The sequence below is a fragment of the Cryobacterium sp. TMT1-2-2 genome (assembly GCF_004403505.1).
GTDB classification, from domain to species: Bacteria; Actinomycetota; Actinomycetes; order Actinomycetales; family Microbacteriaceae; genus Cryobacterium; species Cryobacterium flavum.
The window spans coordinates 239,723-262,396 of sequence record NZ_SOGS01000025.1 but is presented as its reverse complement, the minus strand read 5'-3'; the positions used below and the strand labels follow the sequence as shown (position 1 = coordinate 262,396).

Sequence of the window (22,674 nt, the reverse complement as noted above, 5' to 3'; positions counted from 1 at the left end):
CAACGAAGTTGAAAGGTTCCTCTTATGTCGTCCGACCACTATTTTTCTCCGGCGCCCGGCACCGTACTGAAAACCCGCCAGATCACCGTGCAACTGCACGGCCAGGATCGGCTCTTGACGACCGCCAATTCGGTCTTCAGCCCCGCCCACATCGACGGTGGCACCGAGGTTTTGCTCAAGTACGCGCCTGAGCCGCCGCTCACCGGTCACTTTCTCGACCTTGGCTGCGGCTGGGGCCCGATCGCCCTGCACCTCGCCATGGCCTCCCCCAACGCCACCATCTGGGCCGTCGACGTCAACGAGCGTGCCCTCGATCTCGTGCGCACGAACGCCGCCGCGCTCGGCCTGACCAACATCAACGCCGTGCTCGCCGCCGATGTGCCCACCGACATCAGCTTTCGCACCATCTGGTCGAACCCGCCCATTCGCGTCGGCAAGGACGAACTGCACGGGCTCATGACGACCTGGTTACCCCGCCTCGAATCAGAAGCGGATGCCTGGCTCGTCGTGCAACGCAACCTCGGGTCGGATTCGCTCCAGCGTTGGCTCGCCGCCGAACTCCCCGACAACTTCGAAACCACGCGTGAGGCCATCAGCAAGGGCTTCCGTGTGCTGGCAGTGCACCGCGACTAGCCCAGGTTCAGAACCCCGTCGAAGACGAGCTCTGCCGGCCCGGACAGCGACACGTGCTCGCCGTCCTCGGCGGGGAACATGCGCACTCCGAGCACGCCACCGGGAACCTCGACCCGCCACTGGTGCGGCGCCGATTTGCCGGCCCAGTGCCGGGTGGCGAGGGCGGCCGCGACCGCTCCGGTGCCGCAGGACAGCGTCTCCCCGCTGCCGCGTTCGTGTACGCGCATGCGGAAGCGCCCGACGCCGTTGACGACCAGCGGTTCGTTGGGCACGACGAATTCAACGTTCACACCGTCGGCCGGCTCGGGATCGAGTTGCGGAATGAACGTGAGGTCGGCCGCGTCGAGTTCATCGTCGTCGGCGAGGGCGACGACCGTGTGCGGGTTGCCAACATTGATGCCGAGTCCCGGCCGCGCCACGGGCAGGTTCTTGGTGCGCACGAGCGGTTCGGTGCCGTCGAGCTTCCATCGGCCGAGGTCCACCTGAAAGCCGGAGGCGTTGCGCTGTACGTCCCGCACGCCCCCGCGAGTGCCGATGGTCAGGGTGTCGCCGGGCAGCAGCTCGGCGAGGTCGTTCTCAATCAAGAATTTGGCATACACACGGATGCCGTTGCCGCACATTTCCGAGACGGTCCCGTCGGCGTTCCAGTAGTCCATGAACCACTCGGCAGCGTCGTCTTCAGCGAGAGCGGCCGCGCCGTCAGGCAGGTTCTTGCTGCGAACCGCACGGATGATGCCGTCCGCACCGACGCCGAACTTGCGGTCGCACACAGCACGAATCTGCGCCGGCGTCAGCTCCGTAGTTCCGTCGGGATCAGCGAACAGCACGAAGTCGTTGCCCGTGCCGTGGCCCTTGGTGAAGTTCAGAGTGATGCCCATGCTGCCAGTTTACGGGGCGGCCGCTGCGAGACTTTCCGGGCACCTCAGAGCGGTCGTGCCGGGAGGGCACTGGGCGCACTGCCCCGGTCGACGTGTGCGAGGGCGTCATCGACCCGGTCTGCCGCATCGGATTCGACCCAGTGGGCGTGCGCGTAGCGTTTAAACCAGCTCACCTGCCGGCGGGCATAACGCCGGGTCAGCTGCTGGGTCGCTTCGACGGCCTCAGCTTGGCTGCGCGTGCCGTACACCTGGCCGAGTGCCTGCGCGTAGCCGATCGCGCGGCTCGCCGTCACTCCATTTTCGATGCCGGCCGCAAGCAGCCCTCGGGCTTCGTCGACGATGCCGGCCGCCCACATCCGCTCGACCCGGGCATCTAGCCGCGGGGTGAGCTGCTCGCGCGGCGTACGCAGGCCGAGCAGCACGGTGGGCTTCCAGTAGACCGGTTCCTCGGGCAAGGCCGCCAGATGCGGGGCGCCAGTGAGCTCGACGATCTCCAGGGCCCGCACCAGTCGGCGACCGTTGCTCGGCCCGATCCGCAGGGCGGCCTGCGGGTCGACGGCCTGCAGCCGGGTGTACATCAGGCCGGGTCCGCTCATGCTGAGTTCGGCTTCAAGCCGGGCGCGCAGTATCGGATCGGTGCCGGGAAACTGAAAGTCGAACACGACCGACGAGACATAGAGGCCCGAGCCGCCCACCAGGATGGGCACAGCCCCGCGCGCGCGGATCTCGGTGATGACGGCGCGGGCATCCGTTTGGTAATTGCTGACGGTGGCCTCGTCGGTCACGTCCAGCACGTCGAGCAGGTGGTGCGGAATGCCGCGGCGTTCGGGCACGGTGAGCTTCGCCGTGCCGATGTCCATGCCGCGGTAGAGCTGCATGGCGTCGGCGTTGACGATTTCAACCGACTGTCCGCGCTGAATCAGCCTTTCGGCCAAGTCGAGGGACAGCTCCGACTTGCCGGTGCCGGTCGACCCGACGATCGCGATCAGAGCCGCTGGGTCGGCTGTGACCGCTGGTACTGTCGACACGGCTCCTAGCGCTCGTCGTCGTTCACGTTATAGATGGGGATGGTGGTAGAGCCACCCTCGAGCCGCAGGCCGATCGTCGGCAGACCGAGCGAAACGGGGCCGGGGCCACCGGTTGCGCCGCCATGAGCGGGTACTCCGCAGGATTCGGCTTCCATACGGTCCCACGCCTCGCCGGCCCGAGTCGTTCGGATGCGGAGCGGCGCACCGTCGGTGGAGTCTGCGATGAGGTGGAACGGTGCGGCCTGGGTGACGACGACAGTGACCATATCGCCGGGACGGGGACGGGGTGAACCGGCTGGCACGTCGAAGTGCACGAGGCGGCTGTCGGGCGCCCGGCCACTCATCCGGTGGGTATCGCTGTCCTTGCGGCCCTCGTTGGCGACGAGCAGTTCCACCTCACGGCCGATCATCGCCTGGTTCTCTTCGAGGGAGATGCGCTCCTGCAGGGCCGCGAGTCGCTCGTAGCGGTCCTGCACGACGGCCTTGGGAACTTGGTCAGGCATTGTCGCGGCCGGAGTGCCAGGGCGAATGGAGTACTGAAAAGTGAACGCCGTCGCGAACCGGGCCTGTTCAACAAGCCGCAGGGTTTCCTGAAAGTCCTCTTCGGTTTCGCCGGGGAAACCGACGATGATGTCGGTGCTGATGGCCGCGCTCGGCATCTGGGCACGCACCCGGTCGAGAATGCCGAGGAACTTCGCACCGCGGTAGGAGCGTCGCATCGACTTGAGGATACGGTCGGAGCCCGACTGCAGCGGCATGTGCAGCTGCGGCATGACGGCCGGCGTTTCCGCCATGGCGTCGATGACGTCGTCGGTGAACGCGGCGGGGTGCGGGCTGGTGAAGCGGATGCGCTCCAGCCCCTCGATCTTGCCGGCCGCGCGCAACAGCTTGCCGAAAGCGAGCTTGTCGCCGAATTCGACCCCGTAGGAGTTCACGTTCTGGCCGAGCAGGGTGACCTCGATGGCACCGTCATCGACAAGGGCCTGGATCTCGGCGAGAATCTCGCCCGGGCGGCGGTCTTTCTCCTTGCCGCGGAGGGCCGGCACGATGCAGAACGTGCAGGTGTTGTTGCAGCCGACCGAGATCGAGACCCAGCCGCTGTAGCTGGAGTCCCGTTTGGTGGGCAGGGTCGATGGGAAGGTCTCGAGGGATTCGAGAATTTCGAGTTGAGCCTCACCGTTGTGCCGGGCCCGTTCAAGCAGGCTGGGCAGGGAGCCCATGTTGTGGGTGCCGAAGACGACGTCGACCCACGGTGCCTTTTCGAGGATGGTGGTCTTGTCTTTTTGAGCGAGGCAGCCGCCAACGGCGATCTGCATGCCCGCGTGCTTGCGCTTGACCGAGGCGAGGTAGCCGAGGTTGCCATAGAGCTTGTTGTCGGCGTTCTCACGCACGGCACAGGTGTTGATCACGACGATGTCGGCCTCGCCGCCATCGGCCGAGACGTAGCCGGCCGCCTCGAGCGAACCGCTGAGCCGTTCGGAGTCGTGCACGTTCATCTGGCAGCCGAAGGTGCGAACCTCGTAGGTGCGCGCGCGCCCCGACTCGTCGATCGCGGCTGCCGAGGGTGTGATCACGGTTCGGCGGGCTAGTTCGGGGGCGACGATACTCATAGTAGGTATAGTTTACGCGAGCAATTCGGTGTGCGGGCCGTGAGCCAGGCCCGCGCCTGCATCAGCGGCCAGCATCAACGAAAACGCACGCGGGAGGCGCCGCCGCCACCACGGCTGTCCATGGCTGCTTTGACGGCGAGTCGTACCGCTGCCGAGCTGTAGCCCTTACGCATGAGAAAGCCGGTGAGTCGACGGTCGATGGTCTGGTCGTCGAAGCGTTCCATCTGCCCGATGCGCTTGGTGGCCAGGTCGATGGCGCGTTCGGCTTCGTCGTCGGGAAGTTCTTCGAGCTTGTCCATCATGACGCCCGGGTCGAGTTTGCGCCTGCGCATCTCCGCTTCAACGCCGGTGCGGCCGAGGCCCTTGCGCACGTTGTGGCTGTGGATGATCTGGTCGGCAAGCTTGGCTTCGTCGAGGTAGTTCAGCTCAATGAATTTCTCGATGATCCCGCTGGCATCACCGGAGTCGACCCCGGTAGCGTTCAGCACCAGGAGGGCTTCGACCGTGGAGAGGGAGCGGCCGCGCAGCCGGTGCAACAGCACCTTTTCGGCCCGCTCCCGCTGATCGGCCGCATCAGCGACAAAGTCTGCTGCGGTGGCTTCGTCGTCGACCTGGTCGCTGTCGATACTCTCGGCCTCGTTATCGGCGGCGGCCTCTGCCTCCCGAGCGGCAGCCGCCGCGGCGGCGAACCTGTCGGCCGCCGCCGGGCGGGGTTCGAGCGGCGAGCGGCGTTTCATGCCCGGTGCCGCACCGGGCAGGTAGGTCACGGAAGCCAAACCGGAGTCGGCGCGTTCTGCTGCATCGTCCGGGGGTTCGAAGTGCACCATTGGCGTGACCTGCCTTTTGTTGTCGTTGCGGAACTGATGTTTGGTGTGGCGCGGCCGGTTAGGCGATCTTGCGGGCGGGGGCCGCCTTGGTGACGACAGGGCCGCCGGCCAGCACGGCTGCCGCATCCGCTTCGGCCTTAGCCTTGGTTTCGGCCTCCAGCGCGATTGCGGCAGCGGCCTTTTCGGCGGCTTTGGCCGCGATGCCCTCTGGACCGACACCGAGCTTGATCAGAATCTTGCGCTCGATCTCGTTGGCCATGTCAGGGTTCTTCATCAGGAAGTTGCGCGAGTTCTCTTTACCCTGGCCGAGCTGGTCGCCGTCGTAGGTGTACCATGCGCCGGACTTCTTGACGATGCCCTGGTCGACACCGAAGTCGATCAGGCTGCCCTCACGCGAGATGCCGATGCCATACATGATGTCGAACTCGGCCTGCTTGAAGGGCGGCGCCATCTTGTTCTTGACGACCTTGACCCTGGTGCGGTTACCGATGGCATCCGTGCCGTCTTTGAGAGTTTCAATGCGGCGAATGTCGAGGCGCACCGAGGCGTAGAACTTGAGGGCTTTACCGCCCGAGGTGGTCTCGGGGCTGCCGAAGAACACACCGATCTTCTCGCGCAACTGGTTGATGAAGATCATGGTGGTGTTGGTCTGGCTGAGGCCACCGGTGAGCTTACGCAGGGCCTGGGACATGAGCCGGGCCTGCAGGCCGACGTGCGAGTCACCCATTTCGCCCTCGATCTCAGCGCGCGGAACCAGGGCGGCAACGGAGTCGACGACGATGAGGTCGATGGACCCGCTTCGCACGAGCATGTCAGCGATTTCGAGGGCCTGCTCACCGGTATCGGGCTGGGAGACGAGGAGGGCATCGATATCGACGCCGAGCTTCTTGGCGTACTCCGGGTCTAGGGCGTGCTCGGCGTCGATGAAGGCGGCGATGCCGCCGTTCTTCTGCGCATTCGCGATGGCGTGCAGGGTGAGTGTGGTCTTACCCGAGGATTCCGGGCCGTAGATCTCCACGATGCGACCACGCGGCAACCCGCCTATGCCGAGTGCGACGTCGAGAGCAACCGACCCGGTAGAAATGGTCTCGACGGGGGCGCGCTCGTCGCTGCCGAGGCGCATGACCGATCCCTTGCCGAACTGACGATCGATTTGCGCGAGGGCGGTTTCGAGGGCTTTCTCGCGGTTCGCTTGTGATGCCATGGTGGTGATCTCCTTGGGTTCTGCACTGTCGCCAGTTGTGAACGGCGCTGCGGGTGTGCGTGGTGGCGCCTATAGGCTGTCGGCCCGCGCAGGGTCGGACCCTGATGCACGTTTCGACAAGGCATTTGCCGACTTTCTCTGACAAATTCGACTGTACGCCGCACCTCCGACACTGGTCGGGAGCACGATCAAACGGTGCGCAATCTGTCAGATTGTCTGCTGTGGAGGAGCCTATCAAGGCCGAACAGGTATTCGACCATTGTCGGGAATGTTTTTGCGGCGTGTCGAAATATCGGCCTAACCCGAGGAGGCTGAACGACGCTACTGGCGCGGAGCAGGAATGCCGGCACCGTGCCAGCGGCTGCGCGGCACATCGACTTCGGCGCAGAGCGCCAGCCAGACCTCGCGGGCGGGAACACCAGCAGCGAGGGCCTGATCAGCGGTACGCCCATCGAGCGGGGTGAGAACGAGGTCACGGGTGAGCACGCGCCCGTAGGCGTCGCCGAACTCTTCTTTCATCGCGGTGCGAAATTCACTGAGTCGCACGACACTCCTTCAACCTGAAATGACAACCACCGCCGACACTCTGTGTCGACGGTGGTTGATGATACTCAAAATGCTAGGAACGCTACCGGTTGATGACTAACGCACCATGAGATCGGCATCGAACGTGTTGACGAACTCGTCCGGTACCGTGTCGGGGAACTGATCGATTCCCTCGATGACGGCGAGACGGTCGCCAACTTCGCGCATGATGACCGAGATCGGGGTTTCCAGTGCATCGGCGACAGAAGCGAGAATCTCCGAAGAGGCCTCTTTCTGTCCTCGTTCTACCTCACTGAGGTAGCCGAGCGCGACGCTGGCTTTGCTTGCGACCTGACGCAGGGTACGCCCCTTTTGCAGGCGGAAGTCCCTGAGCACATCGCCGATTTCCTGACGAACAAGAATCATCGGAACCTCCTTCTTATGCCTAATAACTACCGGAATGCGAAGCTGGATGCTTACAATACTGCATTCATCCGACTCGTTGACACTACCGAGAATCACTGGGCTTTGCTTGTGAATGTCTTCGATGTAACCAGCCCGTAAGAGGAACTATTCCGCGTCACCCTGCGCTATCAGCGCACGCACAGCATCGATCGCTTGGCTCACGGTTTCGGCGCGAATCTCTCCCCGGTCACCATGGAGGTGCAGTGGAACAGCCCAGGATCCAGTGCCTTTGGAGAGACCGATGAACACCGTTCCAGCCGGGTGTCCCCCGTCGGGCCCGGGCCCGGCGACACCGGTCGTCGACACACCGATGTCGGCGCGTACGCCGTTCACCGCGAGCAGGGTGCGCACCCCGCCGGCCATCTGCTTGGCGACGTCGGCGTGGACGGGGCCGTGCACGTTCAGCACACTGCTGTCGACGTGCAGCAGGCTGCGCTTCAGGGCAGTGTCGTAGGCAACGACTCCCCCACGCACCACAACGGATGCCCCGGGAATGCGCACGAGCTCAGCCACGAGCAGTCCGCCGGTCAGCGACTCGGCCACGGCGATGGTGAGGTGATGGGTGGTGAGCTCGGCGATCAGCTCGGCCGTCGCATCCGCTGGCCCAGCCGACTGGGCCGGGTGAGTTACGGGGAGTGAACCCGTGACCGTGGCCGGGTCAGACAACGTCGTGCTTTCGCAGGCGCCAGGCCGAGATCAGATAGTCGAGGCCGGAGACTACGGTGAGCACGAGCGCGATGGTCATGGTGGCCGTGTTGAGCCAGTCCACCCAGTCGCCGAACACCTGGTTGAACGGCAGCAGGGCGAGCGAGATCGACACGGACTGGGCAACGGTCTTGAGCTTGCCGCCGCGACTGGCCGGAATGACCCGGTCGCGCAGCATGACGAAGCGGAACACCGTGATGCCGATCTCTCGCACCAGGATGACGATGGTCACCCACCAGGGCAACTCCCCCAGAATAGACAGGCAGACCAGGGCGCCACCGGTGAGGATCTTGTCGGCGATCGGGTCGAGAATCTTGCCGAGGTCCGTGACGAGGTTGTGGCGGCGGGCGATCATGCCGTCGATGCCGTCGGTGGCGATGGCGATGATGAACAGCACGGCGGCGACCCAGCGCAGGGTATCCTGAGGGCCGTCGGCGGCCAGCAGCATCCAGATGAAAACGGGGGCGAGCAGGATGCGCACGACCGTGATCAGGTTGGGAACGTTCCAGTTACTGGGCCGGGTGACGGATGCTTGTGGTGATGCCATGGTTCAGTCCCTGCCGGTTAGTTTCCAGGCATCCTCGTCGTCCAAGGCGCCGTCCACCTCAGGATACCCCTGTGACATTTTCTCGACCGGGTCATCGGCGTAGCGTGGGTCGGGCGCGGAGGCAGCACGCGAATCGTCGGACTGCGCCTTGAGGGCGTGCTGTTCGTCGTCGGAGCCGCGCAGGCGGGCGAGCACACTCGGCAGCTGTTCCGCGTTCACGAGCACGTCGCGCGCCTTGGAGCCTTCGGAGGGGCCGACGATCTCGCGGGATTCGAGCAGGTCCATCAGGCGGCCGGCCTTGGCGAAGCCGACACGCAGTTTGCGCTGAAGCATCGACGTGGACCCGAACTGGGTGGACACGACGAGTTCCGCCGCTGCAAGCAGCACCTCGAGGTCGTCGCCGATGTCGGAGTCGATTTCCTTGCGCGGGGCGACCATGGAAACGTCGGGCCGATAGTCGGGACGGGCCTGCATGGTGACATGCTTGACGACCTTCTCGATCTCGTCTTCAGTGACCCAGGCGCCCTGCACGCGCACGGCTTTGGAGGCACCCATCGGCAGGAACAGGGCGTCGCCCTGCCCGATGAGCTTGTCGGCGCCGGGCTGGTCGAGGATGACCCTGGAGTCGGTGACGCTCGTCACAGCAAAGGCGAGGCGTGAGGGCACGTTGGCCTTGATCAGACCGGTGACGACGTCGACGCTGGGCCGCTGGGTGGCGAGCACGAGGTGAATTCCCGAGGCGCGGGCCAGCTGGGTGATGCGCACGATGGAGTCCTCGACGTCGCGCGGGGCGACCATCATGAGGTCGGCCAGCTCGTCGACGACGACCAGCAGATAGGGGTAGGGCTTGAGTTTGCGTTCGCTGCCGGCCGGCAGCACGATCTCGCCATTGACGACGGCCTTGTTGAAGTCGTCGATGTGGCGAAAGCCGAAGCTCGCAAGGTCGTCGTAACGCATGTCCATCTCTTTCACGACCCACTGCAGCGCTTCAGCGGCTTTCTTCGGGTTCGTGATGATGGGCGTGATGAGGTGCGGCACGCCGGCGTAGGCGGCGAGTTCGACCCGCTTCGGGTCGATCAGCACCATGCGCACGTCGCTCGGCTTGGCGCGCATGAGCAGGCTGGTGATCATGGAGTTCACGAAGCTGGACTTGCCGGATCCGGTGGAGCCGGCGACGAGCAGGTGGGGCATTTTTGCGAGGTTGGCGATGACGAAACCGCCGCCGACGTCCTTGCCGACACCGATGGTCATCGGGTGGGTGGCATTAGTGGCGGTGCTCGACCGCAGTACGTCGCCGAGGGTAACGATTTCACGGTCGGTGTTGGGGATCTCGATGCCGATGGCACTCTTGCCGGGGATGGGCGAGAGGATGCGCACCTCATTCGAGGCGACCGCGTAGGAGAGGTTCTTGCTGAGCGCGGTGACCCGCTCCACCTTGACGCCCGGGCCGAGTTCGATCTCGTACTGGGTGACCGTTGGGCCACGGGAGAATCCGGTGACCTTCGCATCGACCTGGAACTGGCGCAGCACCTCGGTGATCGACTTCACGACGTCGTCGTTGGCGGCCGAGCGCGCTTTGGCCGGCGGGCCGGCGGTGAGAGTGGATGCCGCGGGCACGAGATAAGGAATGGCCGGGTGGGGGTCAGTGGAGGCGAGAGGGGGAAGGGCCGCGCCAGAGGCATCCACTGCCTGGCTGAGTTCGGGGAAGACGTCGTCGAAGCCGGGTAGTACTTCGGTGTGCCCGGCCGGGTCGTCGGAGTGCAGGCCGGTGGACGGACCGGTGCCGAGGTCGACTTCGCCGGTGAATCGTTTGACGGCGAGCTCCGCCTTGCGCAGGTCTTCGAGCACCTCGGTGCCGTAGTGGTCGCGTTCGGGCGGAGCGGTGTGGTCGGTGACCTCCGATTCGATGGCGCTGTCGAAGCCGCCGCGCGATTGATTGCCGCCAAGCAGCACGCTGAGCGGGTCAGGAGCCAGCTCAGCCGGGCCGGCCTTCGACTCGGTCGACAGCGCGCTGCCGAAGTCGGGGTCTTCCTCGCGCTTGCTGTTGTTGCGCCGCCACCACGGCAGCGCGCCTTCGGAGTCGTCGTCATCGCCTGAAACAACATTGACGCCGTCGAGCTCGACCTGCGCGGTCTTGCCCGGCTTGCCGTTCTTGGTCGCTTTCGTGGCCGCTTGCTCTTCGTCAGCCGTCAGCTGGGCGCCGAACAGCCAGTCGTAGAGCTCCCGGGAACGCTGACCGACCCGGTTCGGCGGGGTCTTGGTGATGATGAACAGGCTCAGCAGCAACAGCAGGATGACGACGATTGTGGCACCGATCGACGTGGTGAGCATGATCAGCGGGGCGGCGATCATCCACCCGATGACCCCGCCGGCCAGCGCGAGGGCCGGCATGCCGTTTTGCGGCTGCGGCTGCACGCCGAAGATATGGCAGAGCCCGGAGATGGTCACCAGCAGAAGGCTGAGTCCGATGCCGATGCGGCCGTTATCGTGCACCGAACTGGGTTTGCGAAACAGCCAGACCGAGAACAGCAGCAGAATGACCGGCAGGGCGAAGGCAACCCGGCCGAACAGGCCACCGAAGGTGTAGGCGTCGAGCCGCTGGGCGACGAGGTTGTTAATGAGGAACCACTCAACGATGGCGCCGGAGATGGCGAGCAGCACGAGAAAGAACGGCAGACCGTCGCGGCGTTCGTCTTTGGAGAGTTTTTCCGGGCCGAGGGCACGGGCGGCGCCGCCCGTGAGGTGGGCCAGGCCCATCCAGGCGCGGGCACCCAGGCTCGGCTTCACGTCGACAGCGGTGAATTTGACGGTCTTCTGCGCGGTGGTACCGCCGGCGCTCGTCGCCCTCGGTTTGCGCGCCGGAGCGCCCTTCGCTGCCGGGGTGCGGGCACGCCCGGTCGACTTAGTGCTCGTAGCCATGAAATAACGCTACCAAGCACCACCGACATTCGGCCGACCCCACGCCCACGGCCCTCGCGACAGGCGGGTATTGCGCACGCGGCAGCATCCGTTTGTCGCGCGTAAGTTTAGTAGCGGATGGCGTCGATCACCTTCACCCGCACCGCGACAAGTGCGGGGATCAGCCCGGCGAGGGCTCCGACCACGGTGGCGCAGACCAGGCCGAGCACGGCGGCTTCGACCGGGAACGGTGGAAAGTCGGTGACCTGGCCCTGGCTGATGAAGTCCTCGACAAATGGACTCTTGACAATGAGAACGGCGGCGATGACGCCGACGATGCCGGCGACGACGGTGGCGACAACACTTTCCATCATGACCGCGAAGAACACCCGGCCGGCGGTCGCCCCGAAGCTGCGCCGAATGCCGATCTCGCGGATGCGCTGTTTGAGCGTGACCAGGGCGATATTGACCAGTCCGAGCGCTCCGAGCAGCAGCACCAGCCCGGCGATGGCGCCGACAGTGAGTTTGAGCGAGAGGTAGGGGTCGCCGTCCTGGTAAGCCGCGAAATCTTGCCGGTTCACCTGCACGAACGCGTCAGCACCCAAGGCGCCCTGAACGTCACGTTGCAGAGCGGTCACGAGCTGTTCTGAGATGTCAACGGGTACCCACAGCTCGTAGGACGGCGGCCCGAATTGAAAATTGGGGTCGGTGACGACCGGCGTGATGGCGGTGAGTGCGTCGGCGAGCATGTACATCGCCGGCTCGGTCTCGTAGGAGAGGGCCGGATAGACGCCGGTGACGACGGCCGTCGTAGAGCCTTCACCGAGCAGGGTGGTGGTCGGGTGAGTGGCCAGGTCGGGTCGGCCAAGGCGGTCCCAGAAAATGGAGTTGATGAGCACAGCCGGAGCGAGCCGGGTCTGGTCGTCATCGGTGAACCAACTCCCCTCTTCGAGAGTAATGCGGTGCATGGTGCCGTAGGGCGGATCCACCCCGATCGTCTGCACCGGTACGGCGCCGTCGGTGAATTGCACCGTCTGCTGCGTATTGACGACACGGCTGGCGTAGTCGATTTTGTACCGTTCGAGCGCGGTGCGCCAGATTTCAGGCATCTCGGTGGGGGTGGAGCCATCGTTCATCGACGCAGACAGATACAGGCTGGCCGGGCGGCCGCCCGATCGTTCGTTGGATTCCACGGTGGCCTGCTGCGCGACCCCGCCGAGGCCGACCACGGTCGTGATGGCGCAGACGGCGACGGCCACCCCGATCAGGGACAGCATGACGCGGGTCTTATGGATGCGTACTTCCTGCCAGGCCTCGATGATGGCGCCGACCACGTTGCTCGCGAGGCGCTTCATGCTGGCACGCTACTGGCGGGCACGGTGCTGGCGACCTGCAATACGCCGTGGTCGAGCCGCAGATGCCGGGTGGCCCGGGCAGCGATGGCCGGGTCATGGGTGATGGTGACGAGGGCCGCCCCGGATTCGGTGGCGACCTCGTCGATCAAGTCCATCACCGTCTCGCCGGTTTCCAGGTCGAGGGCGCCGGTCGGTTCGTCGGCGAGAATGAGCCGCGGGCCGCGCACCAGGGAACGGGCGATCGCGACGCGCTGTTGCTCACCGCCGCTCAACTTGTCGGGCAGTGAAGCCAGCCGATCTCCGAGGCCAACCCGTTCGAGCATCTCGGTGGCGATGCGGGCGCGCTGCCAGAATTGGCGACCCTCGGCGTAGAGCAGCGGGGTCATCACGTTTTCCAGGGCGGTGCGGCCCTGCAGCAGGTTGAACTGTTGAAAGATGAAGCCCACCTCACGGCCGCGGAGGCGGTCGCGGGCGCCGGAGGACAGCGACTGCACCGGGCGATCTTCGAACAGCATGGTGCCGCTGGTTGGGGAATCCAGCAGGCCGAGCAGGTTCAGCAGGGTGGTTTTGCCCGAACCTGAGCGGCCGACGATCGAGACGCGGTCGCCCACGTTCACCTCGAGGTCGATACCGGAAAGAATCGTCAGCGGCGGCGCATCGATGAGCTGCACGGTACGGGTCACGCCCTCAAGGTGCAGCAGGGTCATTTAGAGATCCCGGTGCTGGAAATGCTCGGCATGTAGCAGACTTGGCTACCATCGGGTTGTGTATCGCAGCCGTCGGCTCCCGGTGCCACGGGGGCGCCGGGCACGAACTGGTTGATCAGGTCGCCCTCGACGAGTCCGTCGATGACCTGCACGTTGGTGCCGTCGGTCATGCCGAGCGTGACCGGGCGTTCTTCGGTGCCGCCGTCGGCCAACACGAACCAGACGACACCGGTCTCGGCCGACCCCTTGACCGCAGTTGTTGGCACGACAAGCACGTTTTCGGCGAGGCCGGCCGCGATCGTGATCTGCGCGGCCAGTCCGGAGAACACTGTCACCTCGGCCGGAATCGCACAGGTGACGGTCGTACCGCTCGTGCCCGTCTGGCCGCCGGTCCCACTGTCACCGCCGGCCGCTTCCCCAGCCAGCGGGGTCGTGATGGTCAGGCCCGTGCAGGTGAACGGCGCCGGCCCATTGGTGATCGCGACGGATGCTTCGGTCGGCTTGGATAGCAGCCGATACTGCTGCTCGGGGCTGAGCGCTCCGCTCACCGAGAAGCTCGGTGGTGCCACCTGGCCGGTCGAATCCCCCACGGCCACGCTTTGGCCGTGGATCACCGTGAGCGAGCTCAGGATGCCGGTGATCGGGGCCAGTACCTTGGCGAAGGTGATCACCGGTTTGGGCTGGGTGATGGTGACGTTACCGTCGGCATCCGTTGTTTCGACCGGGTCTTTGATCGTCTCGACCCGAATGTCGTAGATCTTGTCGTCCTTGTTCACGGCCTGCCCGGCAGCCACGAAGATCTCGTCGACCGTTCCGATGGCGGTCGCTTTGACGGCGACGGCCGGGTCGGCGCTGACCGTGCCCGGCAGGGTGACGTCGTTGCTGATGGTGCCGAGGGCAACCGGAATCTGGGGTTCGACGATGACGCCGGTCGGTTCGGCGGGATTACTGTCCACCGCGTTGTCGGGGTAGAACGCCAGCTTGACCAGCGCCACCGCGATGGCCGCGATGACAATCAATCGAAGAATAGGAAAGACCCATTTGCGTGCAACGTTCACGACACTCCCCACACGGCCGACCCGACTTGGTCGCGCTCGATGGGCTGATCCTAGCGTTTTACGAGCGGAGACGCCTCAGCCGACTCCGGCGCCGACGGCGCAAGCGCTTAGCGGGTGGTGCCGGCGATCTTGGGCAGCGATCCGCCGGCGGCCGCGTTGCGGTCGGGGCGGAAGTTGGAGAAGTCCACGCCGGGAATGTTCTGCACCAGCGACAGCTCGTCCTCGATCTGAGCGGCTTCAGAGTCCTCCGGGCCGACCAGGGGCAGGCGAACGCGTGGGCTGCCGATGCGGCCGAGGCCGTGCAGGATGTACTTCACCGCGACGGTGCCGGGAACGTGGGTCATCACGGCGCGCACGAGCGGTTCTAGCTGCTGGTGGGCTTTGGTTGCGACCTTGAGGTCACCGCGGTTGACGGCGTCGACCATGTGCCGGTACGGGGTCGCCGTGATGTTGCCGGTGACTCCGATCAGGCCGGTCGCACCGATCGAGAGGTGTGCCAGAACGTTGGGGTCGTCGCCGGAGAAGTACAGGAGGTCGGTCTGGTTAAGTACCCGGCTGACCTGCGCGAAGTCGCCCTTGGCGTCTTTGATGGCCAGGATGTTGGGGTGCTTGGCCGCGCGCAGGATGGTCTCGTAAGCGATTGCAACACCGGTACGGCCGGGGATGTCGTAGAGGATGACGGGCAGATCGGTGGCATCCGCGATCATGCGGAAGTGGGTGAGGATTCCGGCCTGGGTCGGCTTGTTGTAGTACGGGGTAACGATCATGTTGCCGTCGGCGCCGGCCTTTTCGCTCTGCCGGGCGAGCTGCATGGCGTGTGCGGTCTCGTTCGAACCACCACCGGTGATGATCTTCGCGCGGCCGTTCGCGACTGACTTGCCCACCTCGACCAGGCGGATCTTCTCCGGGTCGGTCAGGGTGCTCGTCTCACCGGTCGTGCCCGTGACGACGATGCCGTCGGCACCGGCGTTGATGACGTCGTCGATGTGCTTCTCCACCCCGGCCCAGTCCACTTCGCCATCAAAGGTAAACGGGGTGACCAGTGCGACCAGCACCTGGCCAAAGGGATTCGTAGAGGTAGACACGAAGTACAGGCTATCGCTTCGCCGCATCCGCTCTGCTACGGGGAGACTCGGCCGTTCTTATTGAATGCGGAATAGGTGAGGGGCATCAAGGCCTCGAAGTGGATTTCCATCTGCTCGGCGCACATTTCGATCTCGCGCTGCGGGAACGAGGGGAACGTCGTCCCCTCCCGTTTCGTGCGTAGGCTGAGAAAGTTCATCAGCGAGCGAGCGTTGAGCGTCACGTACATGGAGGAGTAGATGTTCAGCGGCAGCACGATGCGCGCGACTTCGCGTGCAACGCCAGCTTCGAGCATCCGCTGGTAGGCCTCGTAGGCGTGAATCGCGGCGGCGCGGGTCTGCTGCTGCACCAGCGCGGTCTGCTCGGCCGTGCCGGGCAGAAAGTCGTAGGCTCCCGGCTTGCCGACCTGCACGAGGTTGCGCTCTGCGGACGGCACGTAGAAAACGGGGTTCAGCTCCCGGTAGCGGCCCGACTCTTCGTTGTAGGAGGCGATGCGGTGCCGCATGAACTCCCGGAACACGAAAATGGGCGCGCGCACATAGAACGTCATCGAGTTGTGTTCGAATGGCGAACCGTGCCGGTCACGCATGAGGTAGTTGATCAGCCCGCGGTCGCGCTTTTCGTCGGCCTCGCTCGCTGAGCCGTCGAGCTGGCTCTGCTCGAGGGTTTGCTCCCCCAGGGTCGACACCCGGGCGGCAAACAGCACGTCAGAATCGTGGGCGCTCGCGCGCACCAGCTCCACGGTCACTTCAGATCGAAACTCAATTTCAGACACCGCCTCAGGCTAGCCGGTCTGCTCGCCGGCACGCCCGCGCGCAGCCGTAATGTCGCGTCACAGTCCCCCGAATAGGCCCGCGCCCACGTAACGTCAACACCATGAACCCACTCGAAGCGATCGGACTGCTACTGGCCCTGTTAGCGGCCACGACCGTTCTTGGACTCGTCTGGCGAGCCCGCCAGGGACGCGTGGCCCGCGTTGCCGGCGACGTCATCACGCCAGCGGATGTCGCGGCCTCGGCCCAGTTCGGCGCCATCGCTACCCTGCTGCAGTTTTCGACCGAGATGTGCGCCCGTTGCCCCGGAACCCGCCGGCTGCTGGGCGACGTGGCCGCTGAGCGCCCGGGAGTCGTGCACGTCGATGTCGATCTCACCCACCGCGCCGATCTCGCCAACCGCTATTCAATTCTTCAAACCCCGACGACCCTGATTTTGGACGCGACCGGGCGAGTGCGAGCTCGCGTGGGCGGCGCGCCGAACCGGGCCGCGATCAACTCGACCCTCGATGCGATCACGCAGCACTCCCAACCCTTCATTACCAGTCAACGGAGCTGACATGTCGACGTCGTCCCGCCCCCCGCTCGATCCGCGCGGCCCCCGCTTCGGCGCAGCCATCACGGCCCTGCTGCTACTCTCGGTCGTGTTTTTGTCGCTGACCGGGGCATCCGCTGCCGCACTGGCGCTGCTGGCTGTGATTACGGCCCTGTTCGCCTGGGGCGCGTTCGCCGGCGCCGGGCGGCACCCCTACGGCCTCGTGTTCAAGCGGTGGGTTCGACCACACCTGGCGCCACCGACCGAGCTCGAGGACGCCGCGCCGCCCACTTTTGCCCAGGGCGTCGGCCTCGTGGTGACCCTGATTGGGCTGGCACTGGGCCTGGCCGGAGTTCCCGGCGCTATCCCCATCGCCGCGGCCGCAGCATTCGTCGCGGCCTTTCTCAACGCCGCCTTTGATTACTGCCTCGGCTGCCAGATCTACCTGCTGCTCGTGCGATTCGGTGTGCTCAACCGGGCCGGCCGAACCGTCGGGAACGCCTGAGCCACCCAGCCCAATGCTGCCGGGACACGCCCGGCAGGGTACCCCGCCTGCTCCCCGGGCGTGTCGGCTGGCTCTCAGGTAATTCCCAGACGGGACTCGTTCGCGGGGCAGGTGAGACGGTTAGGGTGGAATCAATCACCTGGAGGTAACACCATGCCCACGACGCTCACCAGTGAAGCAACCACCGTCTGGACCGGCGATCTTCCGACCGGCTCCGGCACCGTCACCCTCGATTCCTCGCACGCCGCCGAATTCTCGGTGAACTGGAAAGCCCGCGCCGAGGGAGTGTCGAACACGACCAACCCGGAGGAACTGCTCGGTGCAGCCCACGCGGCCTGCTTCTCCATGGCCCTCGCCAACGCACTCGGTTCGGCCGGCCACACTCCCGAGAGCATCCAGACCACCGCGGCCGTCACCTTTGCGGCCGGCACCGGGGTCATTGGAAGCCACCTTCTGGTCAGCGCCAAGATTCCGGGCCTTACCGAGGCCGAGTTCGAGGTGTTCGCCCAGGATGCCAAGGACAACTGCCCGATCTCGAAGGCACTCGCGGGCATTCCCATCACCATTGAAGCCGAACTGGCCTAGGTCAGGGCGTGCGCGTTCTGATCGCCGGAGCCTCCGGCCTCATCGGTCGGGAGCTTAGTCGCCAGCTGGCCGCCGCCGGGCACACCCCGGTGCGGCTGGTGCGGCGGGAAGCCCTCGGCAAGAACGAGGTTCGGTGGGACCCCGCAGCCCATGCCCTCGACGTGAACGTGCTCGACACCATTGACGCGGTCGTCAACCTCTCGGGTGCATCACTGGCGCGGCTGCCGTGGACGGCGGGGTATCGCACAGAGATCCTGAGCTCACGGCTGTCGGCCACCCGCACGATCACCGATGCCCTCGCCCAGGCCGCCACTCCCCCGACGGTTCTCCTGAACGGTTCTGCCGTTGGGGTCTACGGCGATCGGCCCGGGGAGATCCTGAGCGAAACATCCGCTGTGGGAACCGATTTTCTAGCCGACGTCGTTACTCAGTGGGAGGCTGCGGCCCAGCTGGCGCCGGAGCCGACCCGCGTTGTGACGCTGCGCACCGGCCTCGTTCTGGCCAAGGGCGGCGCGCTGAAACCGGTGCTTCCCTTGGCCAAGCTCGGCCTGGCCGGACCACTCGGTGGCGGACAGCAGCACTGGGCCTGGATCAGCCTGCACGACGAGGCCGCGGCCATCGTGCATCTGCTGACCTCGACGTTGTCCGGCCCGGTAAACCTGGTCGGGCCGACCCCGGCGACCTCGAACGACATCATCAAGGCGCTGGCCACGGCGCTGCATCGACCGTTCGTCGTGCCGGTGCCCAAGCAGATCCTGACGCTGCTGCTGCAGGATGCCGCCCGCCAGCTGCTGCTCGCCGACCAGCAGGTCAGCGCCCAGAAGCTCCTGGACGACGGGTTCGAGTTCTTTCATCGCAATCCGGCGACCGCGATCGCCTGGATGCTGCGCCAGCCGTAGCCTACTCGCTACTTCGGCGTGCGCTCGAGTGCGATCGCGGTGCGGATCGCACCGCGAGCGCGCTTGCGGTCACCGGACGCGTCGTAGGCGAGGCCGAGGCGCAGCCAGGCGTGCCAGTTCTCCGGCTCAGCTTCGACCGCAGCCTGTGCCGCCGGAAACTGCTCGTCGGCGGCATCCCGGTAGGGGCGACCACTCGGACGCACCGGCAGATCGGTGCCGGGAAGCTCCCCCAGGTCGTCGAGCTGACGCACCAGGCGTTCAGAGCGGATGCCGAACGCAACTTCACGCGCCAGCGCCCAGAAGCCGATCAGCGGCAAAATGAGCAGTGCGAGCCCGATGGCGATGCCGACCGGCTCGCCGCTCTGAATGAACGCGACGGCCCGCACTCCGGCCAGCACAAGGTAGAAAACCAGCAGCACCGCCATGACGACGACGGCGATCTTGCCCTTCACTGGAAAGCCTTTTCGGTGGTGCCGGCAATGCCAAATCCCAGATCGACCACCTGATCGAGGCCGACTGTCACCCCGGTAGCCGTTCGGGTCGCATTGAGGGCCAGCAGAATGCCGCTCTCGTAGGCGTTCGGCGAGAGTGTGTTGTGGCTGATCGTGAGGGTTTCACCGGTACCGCCGAGAAACACGTCCTGACGGGCCAACAGTCCGGACAGGCGCAGGCTGTGTACGGGCACGCTCGACACCTGCTGCCCGCGGGCACGTTGGTCGGTGTGCGGCGCGGAGACCGGACCGAGTTCGGCGCGCGCCCGGCCGATCAGTTCGGCGGTGCGCACCGCGGTTCCAGACGGTGAATCGACCTTGGATGGCTGATGGGCTTCAACGATCTCGATGGAATCGTAAAACCGGGCGGCGAGGGCCGCGAACGCCGTGGCGAGCACCGAGCCGATCGAGAAGTTCGGAATGATGATGACACCGGTATCGTCACGACCGGCGAGGCGGCGGTCGAGCGAATCGATGCCGTCCTGGCTCCAGCCGGAGGTGCCGACGAGTACGCGCAAACCGTGCTCGGTCGCAAAGTCGACGACGCTCCGGCTCACGTCCGGTCGGGTGAGGTCGATGGCAATCTCTGCCCCGAGCATCTCACTGAGCTCGCTCTTCGAGTCCAGGCGGGCGACGACCTCAAAACCCTCGGTTCGGTCGATCAGGTCGGAGACCAGGCGGCCCATCTTGCCCGTTGCGCCAATGATGGCCACCGTCGTTGTCATGAGACCAATCTACCAATTGATCGCGCTTGCACTTGCCCGCGCAATAGCCTTGGCAGATGCCTCAGTTTCACGCCGTGTCCGTCGCGGATGCCGCGGCCCTCGCCCTGCTCACAGAATATTTCAGCAGCCCCGAACTGTCGTTTCGGCAGCCCCAGGGCACCTACCACCCGACCTATCCGCTCGCGGAGCAGTTCGTGCCGCCGCAGGGCATCTTTCTCGTGGTGCTCGACGAACCCACGAGCGATGGCCCGGCGGGCAACGACGCGAGCGGCGCGTATGTCGGGTGCGGGGGCATCCGTCGGTTGGGTAGCGCCGAAGGAGAGAACGAACCCGTTCGCTTCGAGGTCAAACATTTGTGGATTCAACCCACAACCCGCGGGCGTGGATGGGGGCGCCTGCTGCTGGCCGAGCTCGAGCGGCGGGCGGCAGAACTCGGAGGCGCTGAAGTGGTGCTCGACACCAACGTGGTTCTCGCCACCGCCGGGGCACTGTATCAGAGCACGGGCTACGAAAGCATTCCGTCGTACAACGACAATCCCAATGCCACGCACTGGTATTGCAAGCGACTTTAGAACATCAGGGGTTCCGGCAGCCCGGTACGCAGCTCGACCGGCAGGTGGCCGAGGTCGTTGTGGGTGATCAGAGTCCAGGGACGGCCCGGCTTTTGCTGCAGCACGGTCAAGCCGCAATTGGCCTGATTGATGCCGACCCAGCGCCAATCGGGAGCGCCGAGAACCTCACGCACAAACCAGGCGATCACGAAATTGTGGGTGATCAGCAGGTCGTGCCGCTGGCTGCGGCGCGGTTGCAGAAATTCGGCGACGGCGTCTTCCATCTGCGCTCGTCCGGCGGCGATCTCATCGTCGGTGACGGAGCCGAAGAACGGGTCGTAGGCCGACGGCGTTTCGGCTGCCCGGCCAGAGGGGATGCAGTCGAACAGCAGCGCCGACGATTCGCTGTGCAGGGCGGGCAGTCGTTCCGCCATGATCTCGGCGGTCTCAGCAGCCCGCTGCAGCGGTGAGTGCCAGGCGCCGGTGAACGGAACCCCGCTCAGGCGGTCGGCGATCAGCAGCGCCTGGCGTTTGCCGCGCGGTGACAGCGGACCGTCGTGCAGGCCGTGTTCGGCATCCTGCTGCTCGCCATGGCGTACCAGGTAGATGTACTGGGGCATCATCGTCCATTTCAAAGTTCAGAAGTCCGCCGGGGCGGATGGAGCACAAGCTGTGGGGTGAAGGTCAGCCTGGAAGGATCGCGGCGAAGGCATCATCCTCGAGGGCCCCGACCGCAGCGATCGAGACCGGACCGCTCGCGAGCTCGGCGGCGAGCTCCTGCACATCGGCCGCTGTGACGAGCGCAAGGCGGCGCAGGGCTTCGTCGAGATCGGCGAACTCGCCGAGGGTGATCTCGGACCGCCCCAGCCGAGACATGCGGGTGTCCGAGTCTTCCAAGGCCAAAGCGGATGCCCCGCTCAGCTGGCCGGACGCACGCTTCATCTCGTCAGCCGTGACACCGTCAGCGGCGAGGTGGTGCAGTTCACTCAGCATGAGCTCAGCGACCTGCCCGGCCTTGGCGGGCGTGCACCCGGCATACATGCCGAACAGGCCGGCGTCGGAGTAGCCGGGCGCGAAGGAATAGACCGAATAGGCCAGGCCGCGCTTCTCACGTACTTCTTGGAACAGTCGGCTCGACATTCCCCCACCGAAGATCGAGGTGAGCACGCTCATCGTGACGCGACGGTCGTCGGTTGCCAGCAGGCCGGGCATGCCGAGCAGCAGGTTGGCCTGCTCGAGCGGACGTTTGACGATCGTCAGGGCCTGTCCTTGGTGGATTTCGGCCGGCGCACCGCCACGGCGGCTCACCGGAGTTTGCGCGATGCTGAGGTCCCAGCCGGCCCGTTCGAGCGCGCGGGTGACGGCGTCGACCAGCTGGTCGTGGTCGACGGCACCGGCCACCGTCACGACGAGGTCCTGCGGGCGATAGTTGGCCTGGTAGTGCTCCCACACGGCCGTGCGGGAGGCCGCGCGAATATCGTCGGCGTTGCCGCCGATGGGGCGGCCCAGCGGATGTTTTCCCAGCACGGCTTCGAAAAATCTCTCGTTGGCGACATCGGCCGGGTCATCGTCGGCCATGGCGAGTTCCTCGAGAATGACGCCGCGCTCGGTTTCGAATTCACCTTCATCCAGTTTGGAGGACGTCAACATGTCGGTGAGTACATCGATGGCCATGCCGAGGTCCCGGTCCTGCACCTTGGCGTAGTAGCAGGTGTATTCCTTGGCGGTCATGGCGTTGTGTTCGCCGCCGACCGCGTCGAACGAGATGGCGATGTCCAGTGCTGACCGCGTCGGCGTGCCCTTGAACAGCAGGTGCTCGAGAAAGTGGGTGGAGCCGAAATGCCCCGGTTGTTCGTCGCGCGAACCGACGGCAACCCAGTAACCGATCGTGAGGCTGCGGGCGCCCGGTACTTGCTCGCTGAGAATGCGAACACCGCTCGGCAAAACGGTGCGCCGCACGAGGGCATCGCCGGCGGCCCGAAACGAGAGTTCGGCCTGGTCTAGGGGAAAATCGACTGCACCGTTCATATCATCCACCACCTTACAAGACCCGATCGGGGCGGCCGCCTCTCCCGTGGGAACTCGCT

General features: G+C 65.5%; 25 protein-coding genes. 6 read left to right on the top strand and 19 right to left on the bottom strand.

The window, feature by feature from the left end; genetic code table 11:
* Nucleotides 1-24 precede the first annotated feature (24 nt).
* Entirely contained in the window at nt 25-633 is a 609-nt protein-coding gene (locus tag E3T35_RS16330) for a class I SAM-dependent methyltransferase (protein WP_092341040.1), read from the top strand.
* Here E3T35_RS16330 and dapF read toward each other — a convergent pair.
* The 15 genes from dapF to thyX form a co-directional block, all read right to left on the bottom strand.
* Nucleotides 630-1,511 carry a diaminopimelate epimerase gene (gene dapF / locus E3T35_RS16325; protein ID WP_092341039.1) on the bottom strand — a complete coding sequence of 294 codons (882 nt, stop codon included), beginning with the start codon at nt 1,509-1,511 and terminating at the stop codon, nt 630-632. The two genes, E3T35_RS16330 and dapF, sit on opposite strands and share 4 nt — an antisense overlap.
* Nucleotides 1,512-1,555: 44 nt before the next feature.
* Nucleotides 1,556-2,539 carry a tRNA (adenosine(37)-N6)-dimethylallyltransferase MiaA gene (gene miaA, locus E3T35_RS16320; protein WP_241988888.1) on the bottom strand — a complete coding sequence of 328 codons (984 nt, stop codon included), beginning with the start codon at nt 2,537-2,539 and terminating at the stop codon, nt 1,556-1,558.
* Between the two features lie 5 nt (nt 2,540-2,544).
* A complete protein-coding gene (gene miaB / locus E3T35_RS16315) occupies nt 2,545-4,149 on the bottom strand; it encodes a tRNA (N6-isopentenyl adenosine(37)-C2)-methylthiotransferase MiaB (RefSeq protein ID WP_134380100.1) in 1,605 nt (534 codons plus the stop codon).
* Nucleotides 4,150-4,223: 74 nt separating this feature from the next.
* Nucleotides 4,224-4,976, bottom strand: a complete 753-nt coding sequence (locus E3T35_RS16310) for a regulatory protein RecX (protein ID WP_166789994.1) — start codon at nt 4,974-4,976, stop codon at nt 4,224-4,226.
* Between the two features lie 58 nt (nt 4,977-5,034).
* Complete coding sequence (gene recA, locus E3T35_RS16305) at nt 5,035-6,180, bottom strand: recombinase RecA (RefSeq protein WP_134380096.1); 1,146 nt, start codon at nt 6,178-6,180, stop codon at nt 5,035-5,037.
* Nucleotides 6,181-6,501: 321 nt separating this feature from the next.
* Complete coding sequence (locus tag E3T35_RS16300) at nt 6,502-6,726, bottom strand: DUF3046 domain-containing protein (protein WP_092341035.1); 225 nt, start codon at nt 6,724-6,726, stop codon at nt 6,502-6,504.
* 96 nt (nt 6,727-6,822) lie between these two features.
* On the bottom strand, nt 6,823-7,131 hold the full coding sequence (locus E3T35_RS16295) for a helix-turn-helix domain-containing protein (RefSeq protein ID WP_092341034.1): 309 nt from the start codon (nt 7,129-7,131) through the stop codon (nt 6,823-6,825).
* Nucleotides 7,132-7,275: 144 nt separating this feature from the next.
* Entirely contained in the window at nt 7,276-7,836 is a 561-nt protein-coding gene (locus E3T35_RS16290; protein WP_370449347.1) for a CinA family protein, read from the bottom strand.
* The gene (gene pgsA / locus E3T35_RS16285; protein WP_134380094.1) at nt 7,829-8,422 is read right to left on the bottom strand and encodes a CDP-diacylglycerol--glycerol-3-phosphate 3-phosphatidyltransferase; all 594 of its coding nucleotides are present in this window, start codon (nt 8,420-8,422) and stop codon (nt 7,829-7,831) included. The genes E3T35_RS16290 and pgsA overlap by 8 nt, the downstream gene beginning before the upstream one ends.
* A 3-nt stretch (nt 8,423-8,425) precedes the next feature.
* A complete protein-coding gene (locus tag E3T35_RS16280; RefSeq protein WP_134380092.1) occupies nt 8,426-11,341 on the bottom strand; it encodes a DNA translocase FtsK in 2,916 nt (971 codons plus the stop codon).
* Between the two features lie 107 nt (nt 11,342-11,448).
* Nucleotides 11,449-12,675 carry an ABC transporter permease gene (locus E3T35_RS16275; protein WP_104088838.1) on the bottom strand — a complete coding sequence of 409 codons (1,227 nt, stop codon included), beginning with the start codon at nt 12,673-12,675 and terminating at the stop codon, nt 11,449-11,451.
* Nucleotides 12,672-13,382, bottom strand: coding sequence for an ABC transporter ATP-binding protein (locus E3T35_RS16270; RefSeq protein WP_134343648.1), 711 nt, complete (start codon nt 13,380-13,382; stop codon nt 12,672-12,674). The genes E3T35_RS16275 and E3T35_RS16270 overlap by 4 nt, the downstream gene beginning before the upstream one ends.
* Complete coding sequence (locus E3T35_RS16265; RefSeq protein ID WP_174777110.1) at nt 13,379-14,440, bottom strand: efflux RND transporter periplasmic adaptor subunit; 1,062 nt, start codon at nt 14,438-14,440, stop codon at nt 13,379-13,381. Before E3T35_RS16265 ends, E3T35_RS16270 begins: the two co-directional genes overlap by 4 nt.
* A gap of 107 nt (nt 14,441-14,547) precedes the next feature.
* Nucleotides 14,548-15,525: a 4-hydroxy-tetrahydrodipicolinate synthase gene (gene dapA, locus E3T35_RS16260; protein ID WP_134343647.1), complete on the bottom strand. Its 978-nt coding sequence runs from the start codon at nt 15,523-15,525 to the stop codon at nt 14,548-14,550.
* A gap of 35 nt (nt 15,526-15,560) precedes the next feature.
* Nucleotides 15,561-16,298, bottom strand: coding sequence for an FAD-dependent thymidylate synthase (gene thyX, locus E3T35_RS16255; protein ID WP_134380090.1), 738 nt, complete (start codon nt 16,296-16,298; stop codon nt 15,561-15,563).
* Between the two features lie 101 nt (nt 16,299-16,399).
* Here thyX and E3T35_RS16250 point away from each other — a divergent pair, with 101 nt between their 5' ends.
* The 4 genes from E3T35_RS16250 (at nt 16,400) to E3T35_RS16235 (ending at nt 18,820) form a co-directional block, all read left to right on the top strand.
* Nucleotides 16,400-16,855 carry a thioredoxin family protein gene (locus tag E3T35_RS16250; protein WP_134380088.1) on the top strand — a complete coding sequence of 152 codons (456 nt, stop codon included), beginning with the start codon at nt 16,400-16,402 and terminating at the stop codon, nt 16,853-16,855.
* Between the two features lies 1 nt (nt 16,856).
* Nucleotides 16,857-17,336, top strand: coding sequence for a DUF4395 domain-containing protein (locus E3T35_RS16245; RefSeq protein WP_092341027.1), 480 nt, complete (start codon nt 16,857-16,859; stop codon nt 17,334-17,336).
* Between the two features lie 153 nt (nt 17,337-17,489).
* Nucleotides 17,490-17,921 (top strand): OsmC family peroxiredoxin, encoded by a 432-nt coding sequence (locus E3T35_RS16240; RefSeq protein ID WP_092341026.1) that lies wholly within the window; start codon nt 17,490-17,492, stop codon nt 17,919-17,921.
* Nucleotides 17,922-17,929: 8 nt separating this feature from the next.
* Nucleotides 17,930-18,820: a TIGR01777 family oxidoreductase gene (locus tag E3T35_RS16235; protein ID WP_134343644.1), complete on the top strand. Its 891-nt coding sequence runs from the start codon at nt 17,930-17,932 to the stop codon at nt 18,818-18,820.
* Nucleotides 18,821-18,828: 8 nt separating this feature from the next.
* On the opposite strand, the gene E3T35_RS16230 is transcribed toward E3T35_RS16235, so the two are convergent.
* Together E3T35_RS16230 and dapB are read right to left on the bottom strand one after the other, a co-directional pair.
* The gene (locus E3T35_RS16230; protein WP_370449349.1) at nt 18,829-19,245 is read right to left on the bottom strand and encodes a hypothetical protein; all 417 of its coding nucleotides are present in this window, start codon (nt 19,243-19,245) and stop codon (nt 18,829-18,831) included.
* 23 nt (nt 19,246-19,268) lie between these two features.
* Nucleotides 19,269-20,036 carry a 4-hydroxy-tetrahydrodipicolinate reductase gene (dapB, locus tag E3T35_RS16225; protein WP_134343642.1) on the bottom strand — a complete coding sequence of 256 codons (768 nt, stop codon included), beginning with the start codon at nt 20,034-20,036 and terminating at the stop codon, nt 19,269-19,271.
* Between the two features lie 56 nt (nt 20,037-20,092).
* Here dapB and E3T35_RS16220 point away from each other — a divergent pair, with 56 nt between their 5' ends.
* Nucleotides 20,093-20,608 carry a GNAT family N-acetyltransferase gene (locus E3T35_RS16220; RefSeq protein WP_134380084.1) on the top strand — a complete coding sequence of 172 codons (516 nt, stop codon included), beginning with the start codon at nt 20,093-20,095 and terminating at the stop codon, nt 20,606-20,608.
* Here E3T35_RS16220 and E3T35_RS16215 read toward each other — a convergent pair.
* Both E3T35_RS16215 and E3T35_RS16210 read right to left on the bottom strand, forming a co-directional pair.
* Complete coding sequence (locus E3T35_RS16215; RefSeq protein WP_134343690.1) at nt 20,605-21,207, bottom strand: histidine phosphatase family protein; 603 nt, start codon at nt 21,205-21,207, stop codon at nt 20,605-20,607. The genes E3T35_RS16220 and E3T35_RS16215 overlap by 4 nt on opposite strands.
* 64 nt (nt 21,208-21,271) lie before the next feature.
* Complete coding sequence (locus tag E3T35_RS16210; RefSeq protein ID WP_134380082.1) at nt 21,272-22,615, bottom strand: pitrilysin family protein; 1,344 nt, start codon at nt 22,613-22,615, stop codon at nt 21,272-21,274.
* Between the last annotated feature and the right edge of the window lie 59 nt (nt 22,616-22,674).